Source organism: Streptomyces nanshensis (genome assembly GCF_001751255.1).
Taxonomy (GTDB): domain Bacteria; phylum Actinomycetota; class Actinomycetes; order Streptomycetales; family Streptomycetaceae; genus Streptomyces; species Streptomyces nanshensis_A.
Genome location: NZ_LJGW01000098.1, coordinates 25687 through 31167 on the forward strand (window position 1 = coordinate 25687; position 5481 = coordinate 31167).

3 protein-coding genes are annotated in these 5481 nt (G+C 73.6%); all 3 read right to left on the reverse strand.

The window, feature by feature from the left end; genetic code table 11:
* Nucleotides 1-199 precede the first annotated feature (199 nt).
* On the reverse strand, nt 200-1171 hold the full coding sequence (locus tag AN218_RS05205) for an enoyl-CoA hydratase-related protein (RefSeq protein ID WP_079131837.1): 972 nt from the start codon (nt 1169-1171) through the stop codon (nt 200-202).
* Nucleotides 1168-2451, reverse strand: a complete 1284-nt coding sequence (locus tag AN218_RS05210; protein ID WP_216311719.1) for a CaiB/BaiF CoA transferase family protein — start codon at nt 2449-2451, stop codon at nt 1168-1170. Before AN218_RS05210 ends, AN218_RS05205 begins: the two co-directional genes overlap by 4 nt.
* A partial coding sequence (locus tag AN218_RS05215) for an FAD-binding and (Fe-S)-binding domain-containing protein (protein WP_216311720.1) occupies nt 2448-5481 on the reverse strand: 3034 nt, incomplete at its 5' end. The genes AN218_RS05210 and AN218_RS05215, both read right to left, overlap by 4 nt.

The following is a 5481-nucleotide window of genomic DNA, read 5'->3' on the forward strand; positions in this document are numbered from 1 at the left end:
GAACTCCTCGACGCCCGGCCGCTGTTGCCCGAGATGCCCGGCCTGGGCGACGGTCCCGACGTCCAGTTGTGGCCGCATCTGCACGGCACCGACGCGATGTATCTGGCGCTGCTGCGGCCCGGACCCGGACCCGGACCCGGCGCCGGCTGAGGCCGGTACGACGGCGCGCGCGGCCACCGCCGCGCGCTCCGCACCGTGGTCAGCGGCCCTCCCACTCGGGGGCGCGCTTGCCGAGGAAGGCGGCGACGCCCTCGCCGAAGTCCCGGCTGCCGTAGCACAGTTCGTACAGATCGTCCGCCGGGCCGGGCTCGCTCGCCGCGAGCACCCGGCGGTCGGCCTCCTTCAGCGCGGCCAGCGTGAGCGGGGCGCCGCCCGCGATGCGGGCGATGAGCCGGTCGACGTACGCGCCCAGTCCGTCCGGCGCCGGTTCCGCCTCCGTCCCGTCGTCCGGCGAACTGCCGCCGCTGCCACCGTCGTTGTCCGTCCCGCCGCTGCCGTCCCCCTCGTCCCCGCCGTCCCGGTCGACGATCTCGGTGACGAAGCCCGCCTCGTACGCCTCCCGCGCGGTGATCAACTCCGCGGTGAGCAGCGCCCGTTGGGTACGGGCCCGGCCGAGGGACGCATGCAGCCGCGCGACGACCGCCGGTGCGAGGCAGTTGCCGAGCGTACGGGCGATGGGGGCGCCGAAGACCGCGTCGGGCGTGCACACCACGATGTCGCAGCAGGCGGTCAGGGCGAGGCCGCCGCCGACGGCCGGGCCCTCCACCGCCGCGACGACGGGCATGCGCAGCGCGGCGAGACGTGTGACGGCGCGGCCGACGCGCCGTTCGTAGGCGACACCGTCCGTACCCGTGAAGCCGCGGAACTCGCGGATGTCGGTGCCGGCGGCCAGCGCCCGTCCGCCCGCGCCGCGCAGGACCGCGACCCGTACCCGTGGCGCGGCGTCGATCTCCTCGCAGGCGCGGTGGAGTTGGTCGTACATCTCCAGGGTCAGGGCGTTGTGCAGCCGCGGGTTGGCGAGGGTGATACGGGCGACGGAGCCGCCGGTGCCCGGCACCTCCTCCTCGCGCCAGGTCACCGACGGGGACGGCGGCGGCTCCGGCCGTTCCGGTCCGTCCGTCCCTTCCTGCGGCCGCTGCGGTTCCGGCGCGGCGGTCTCCTCGACGCTCATGTCTCTCCCAGGAGTTCGCGGTTGTGCTCGCCGAGGAGCGGGGGATGGCGGCGTACGCGCGAGGGCGTACGGCCCAGCTTGACCGGGAAGCCCAGCACCCGCCTCCGGCCGGAGACGGGATGCTCGTACTCCTCGACCATGCCGCGTGCCGCGGCGTGCGGGTCGCCGCCGAGGATCTGCTCGTAGTCCAGGATCGGGCCCGCGGGGACGCCGGCGTCGAGCAGCTTCGCGACGGTCGCGTCCGTGGACTCCGCCGCGAGCCGCCCCTCCAGCAGCGCGATCAGCTCCGGACGGTGCGCCATGCGTGCGGTGTTGGTGGCGAAGCGCTCGTCGTCGACGAGGCGGTCCAGACCGAGGGCGCCGCACAGCCGCTCCCACAGACGCTGGTTGTTGGCGGCGATCGTGACGTGTCCGTCGGCGGTGCGTACGGCCTGGTACGGGGCGGACATCCGGTGCGCCGAGCCCAGCGGCCCCGGCGCCCGCCCCGTGGAGAAGTACTCCGTGGACTCCCACACCGACATCGCGAGGACCGCCTCGTACAGCGACGTCTCCAGATACTGGCCCTCGCCGGTGCGCCGCCGGTGCACGTACGCACCGAGGATGCCCACCGCGCAGAGCATGCCCGCGCCCAAGTCGCCCACCGGGAGGCCGCACTTGACCGGCGGTGCGCCGGGCTCGCCGGTGACGCTGAGGGAGCCGGCCATGCTCTGGGCGATGAGGTCGTAGCCGGCGCGGCCCGCGTACGGGCCGTACTGCCCGAAGCCCGAGATCGAGGCGTAGACGATGCCGGGCCGGACCGCGCGCACCGCCTCGTAGCCGACGCCGAGCCGGTCGGCGACGCCCGGACGGAAGTTCTCCACGACGACGTCCGCTTCGGCGAGCAGCGTGCGGAATCCGCGCTTGCCCTCCTCCGAGCGCAGATCGAGCGTGACGCTGCGCTTGTTGCGGTTGAGCGCGTGGAACGACGGGCTGTCGTGGCCCGGTTCGGGGGTGTCCCAGGAGCTGCGGATCTGGTCGCCGGTGCCGGGCGGCTCGACCTTGATCACGTCCGCGCCGAGGTCGGCGAGGAGCATCGTGCAGAACGGGCCCGCCATCACCTGGGTGAGGTCGATGACGCGTACGCCGTCGAGGGCGCCGGCGCCGCCCTCGCTCCCGTCCCGGTCTGTGTCCCGGCCCGTTTCCCGGTCTGCGTCCCGGGCTGTGTTCCGGTCTGTGTCCCGGTCCGTGCTACGGGCGGTGTCCTCGCCGGTCGTCCGGCCGGTGGTCTCGCCGGTGGTCACTGCGGCAACTCTCCTTCCCTGCGGGGGACTTGGTCGCCCTCGGCGTCCGGGCCGCCGGAGGCCAGCGCCGCCCGCACCAGTTCCACCGGGTGCCAGGCGCTGCGCTCGGTGCCGTGGAAGATCTGCTGCCGGCAGGAGACGCCGCTGGCGGCGACGAGCGTCCCGTCCGGTGCGGCGCCGATCGCGGGGAAGAGGCGGTCTCCGCCGACGGTCATGGACGTCTCGTAGTGCTCGGACTCGAAGCCGAACGAACCGGCCATCCCGCAGCAGCCGGCGTCGAGTTCGACGACCTCCGCGCCCGGAATCCGCTTCAGCAGCTCGACGGTGGCCGCGGTGCCCACCTCGGCCTTCTGGTGGCAGTGGCCGTGGTAGAGGATGCGCCGTCCCGCGGGCCACGCCCCGTCGGCGAGCCGCAGCCGCCCGTCGTCGATCGCCTCGGTCAGCAGCTCCTCGACCTGGCGTACGCGGCCCGAGACGTCCGCCACGGCCTCGTCGTCCGGCAGCATCGCCCGGTGCTCGTCGCGCAGCGTCATCAGACACGAGGGTTCGCAGCCGACGACGGGGGAGTCCGCCGGGGTGTTCTCCGCGAGCCGCCGGGCGAGCGCCCGCGCCTGGTCCTTCGCCTCGTCGAGCAGGCCCTTGGAGAAGGCCGAGCGTCCGCAGCAGCCGCCGGACTCCAACGCGACGTGCCAGCCCGCGAGTTCGAGCAGTTCGATGGCGGCGCGGCCGATGCCGGGCTCGGTGTAGGTGGTGAAGGAGTCGGCGAGATAGGTGACGGTGCCCTGCGGGGCGTCCGCCTCGCTGCGGGATCCCTGTGCACCGCCCGCGGGCCGCGGCTGCTGCGCCGTGGCGCCGCCCCGCCGCCGGAACCAGCGCACCAGATTGCCCCGTACGAACACCGGCAGCGGCCGGGCCGGAGCGATGCCCAGCCAGCGGTCCATCAGTCGGCGCAGCAGCGGAATGCGGCCCGGCAGATTGGACAGCGGCGCCGTGGCCGAGCCCAGCCGGTTCAGCCGGCGGATCGAGGCGAACACCCGTGATCTGCGCGGGACTCCGTGCTCGTCGTGGTGGTGGGCGAGCGTCTCCGCCTTGAGGGTGGCCATGTCGACGCCGAGCGGACACTCGCTCTTGCACGCCTTGCACATCAGGCACAGGTCGAGGACCTCGTGCAGCCGCCCGTCGCCCAGCGCGCGGTGCGGGTCCGGCTCGGAGAGGGCCTTGACCAGTGCGTTGGCACGGCCGCGGGTGGAGTCCTCCTCCTTGAGCGTGGCCATGTACGAGGGGCACATCGTGCCCGCGCCGGCCTTGCGGCACAGCCCGATGTTCATGCAGCGGTCGGCGGCCCCGCGCATCCCGCCGACCACCTCGAAGTCGAGCCGGGTGCGCAGCTCCGCGGCGGGCGGCAGCGCCGGGTCGCGCAGATTCTCCGTCATGGCCGGGGCGTCGACGATCTTGCCGGGGTTGAGGCGGTCGTCCGGGTCGAAGACGCCCTTGACGCGGCGCATCGCCTCGTACAGCTCGTCTCCGAACAGCTCGCGGTTGAACTCGCTGCGCGCCAGCCCGTCCCCGTGCTCGCTGGAGTTGACGCCGCCGTACTCCCGTACGAGGTCCTTGATCTCCTCCGCGACGCTGCGCATCGTCGCGACCTGCGCGGGGTCGGCGGTGTCGACGAAGGGGCGGATGTGCAGACAGCCGACCGAACAGTGGCCGTAGAAGCCCGCGTCGAGGCCGTGGCGGTCCAGCACCTCCTTGAAGCGCCGGGTGTAGTCGGCGAGATGGACGGGATCGACGGCGGTGTCCTCGATGAAGGCCAGCGGGCGCCGAGTGCCCTCGCTCGCCGCCATCAGCAGCCCCAGCGAGGACTTGCGGACCTTGAGCAGCGCGCCCTGCTGGGCCGGGGTGACGGCCTGGAGCGTGTGGTAGCCGTGCCCGTGGCGCCGCCACAGGGCCGTCAACTGCTCCAGCCTGCCGACGAGTTCGCGCTCGTCGTCGCCGGTGAAGCTCACGAACAGCAGCGCCTCCGGGTCGCCTTCGAGGATGGTGCCGAGCGAGGCGTACTCGATGCGCTGCCGCGAGAGGTCGAGGATCGTACGGTCCATCATCTCGACCGCGGAGGGGTCGCAGGTCAGCGCGTCCTCGGTGGCGGCGATCGCCCCGGCGACGGAGGTGAAGTGCCCGACGGCGATGACCGTACGGGACGGCTTCGGCACGAGGTCGACCAGCGCGCGGGTGGCCAGTACGAGGGTGCCCTCGGAGCCGACGACGAACTTGGCAAGGTCCAACTCACCGTCCGGGGAGGCGAGTTGCCCGGCGATCCGGTCCAGCCGGTAGCCGCCGGCGCGGCGCCAGAAGCCGGGCATGCCCTCCGCGATCGCCGTGGCGTTCTCCTCGGCGATGCGCGGGAGTTCGCGGTGGATGCGCCCCTCCAGCGTCGGCAGCGCGGCCCGCTGCTCGCGTACGTCCCGCGCGACGGGGCCGAGCCGGGCGAGCGTGGCGTCGGAGAGCACGACGTCGAGTTCGCGTACGTGGTCGATCGTCATGCCGTAGCGGATCGAGCCGCTGCCCGCCGAGTTGTTGCCGATCATCCCGCCGATCGTGGCGCGGTTGCTGGTGGAGGTGTCCGGCCCGAACATCAGGCCGTGGGGGGCCGCGGCCCGGTTGAGCTGGTCCTGTACGACGCCTGCCTCGACCAGGGCCGTACGGGCGTCGGTGTCGATCTCGACGATGCGGTTCATATGGCGGGAGAGGTCCAGGACGAGACCGGGTCCGGTGGTCTGCCCGGCCAGCGACGTCCCGGCGCCGCGCGGCACCACCGGGATCCCGGCCTCGGCGGCGGCGGTGAGCGCGGCCTGTACGTCGCCGGCGTGGCGGGGGAAGACCACGCCCAGCGGCTCGATGGCGTACATGCTCGCGTCGCGGGAGAAGAGATGCCGCGTGTAGTCGTCGAAGCGGACCTCGCCCTCGACCTGGCCGCGCAGCCGGGCCTCGACCTCGCGGGCGGTCGCCGCCGGGGCGGCCGCGGGCGCCGCG

Bases quoted from the DNA above. Each gene is read 5' to 3' on its own strand.
- AN218_RS05205 (WP_079131837.1), bottom strand. From the start codon at position 1,171: ATGAGCGTCGAGGAGACCGCCGCGCCGGAACCGCAGCGGCCGCAGGAA.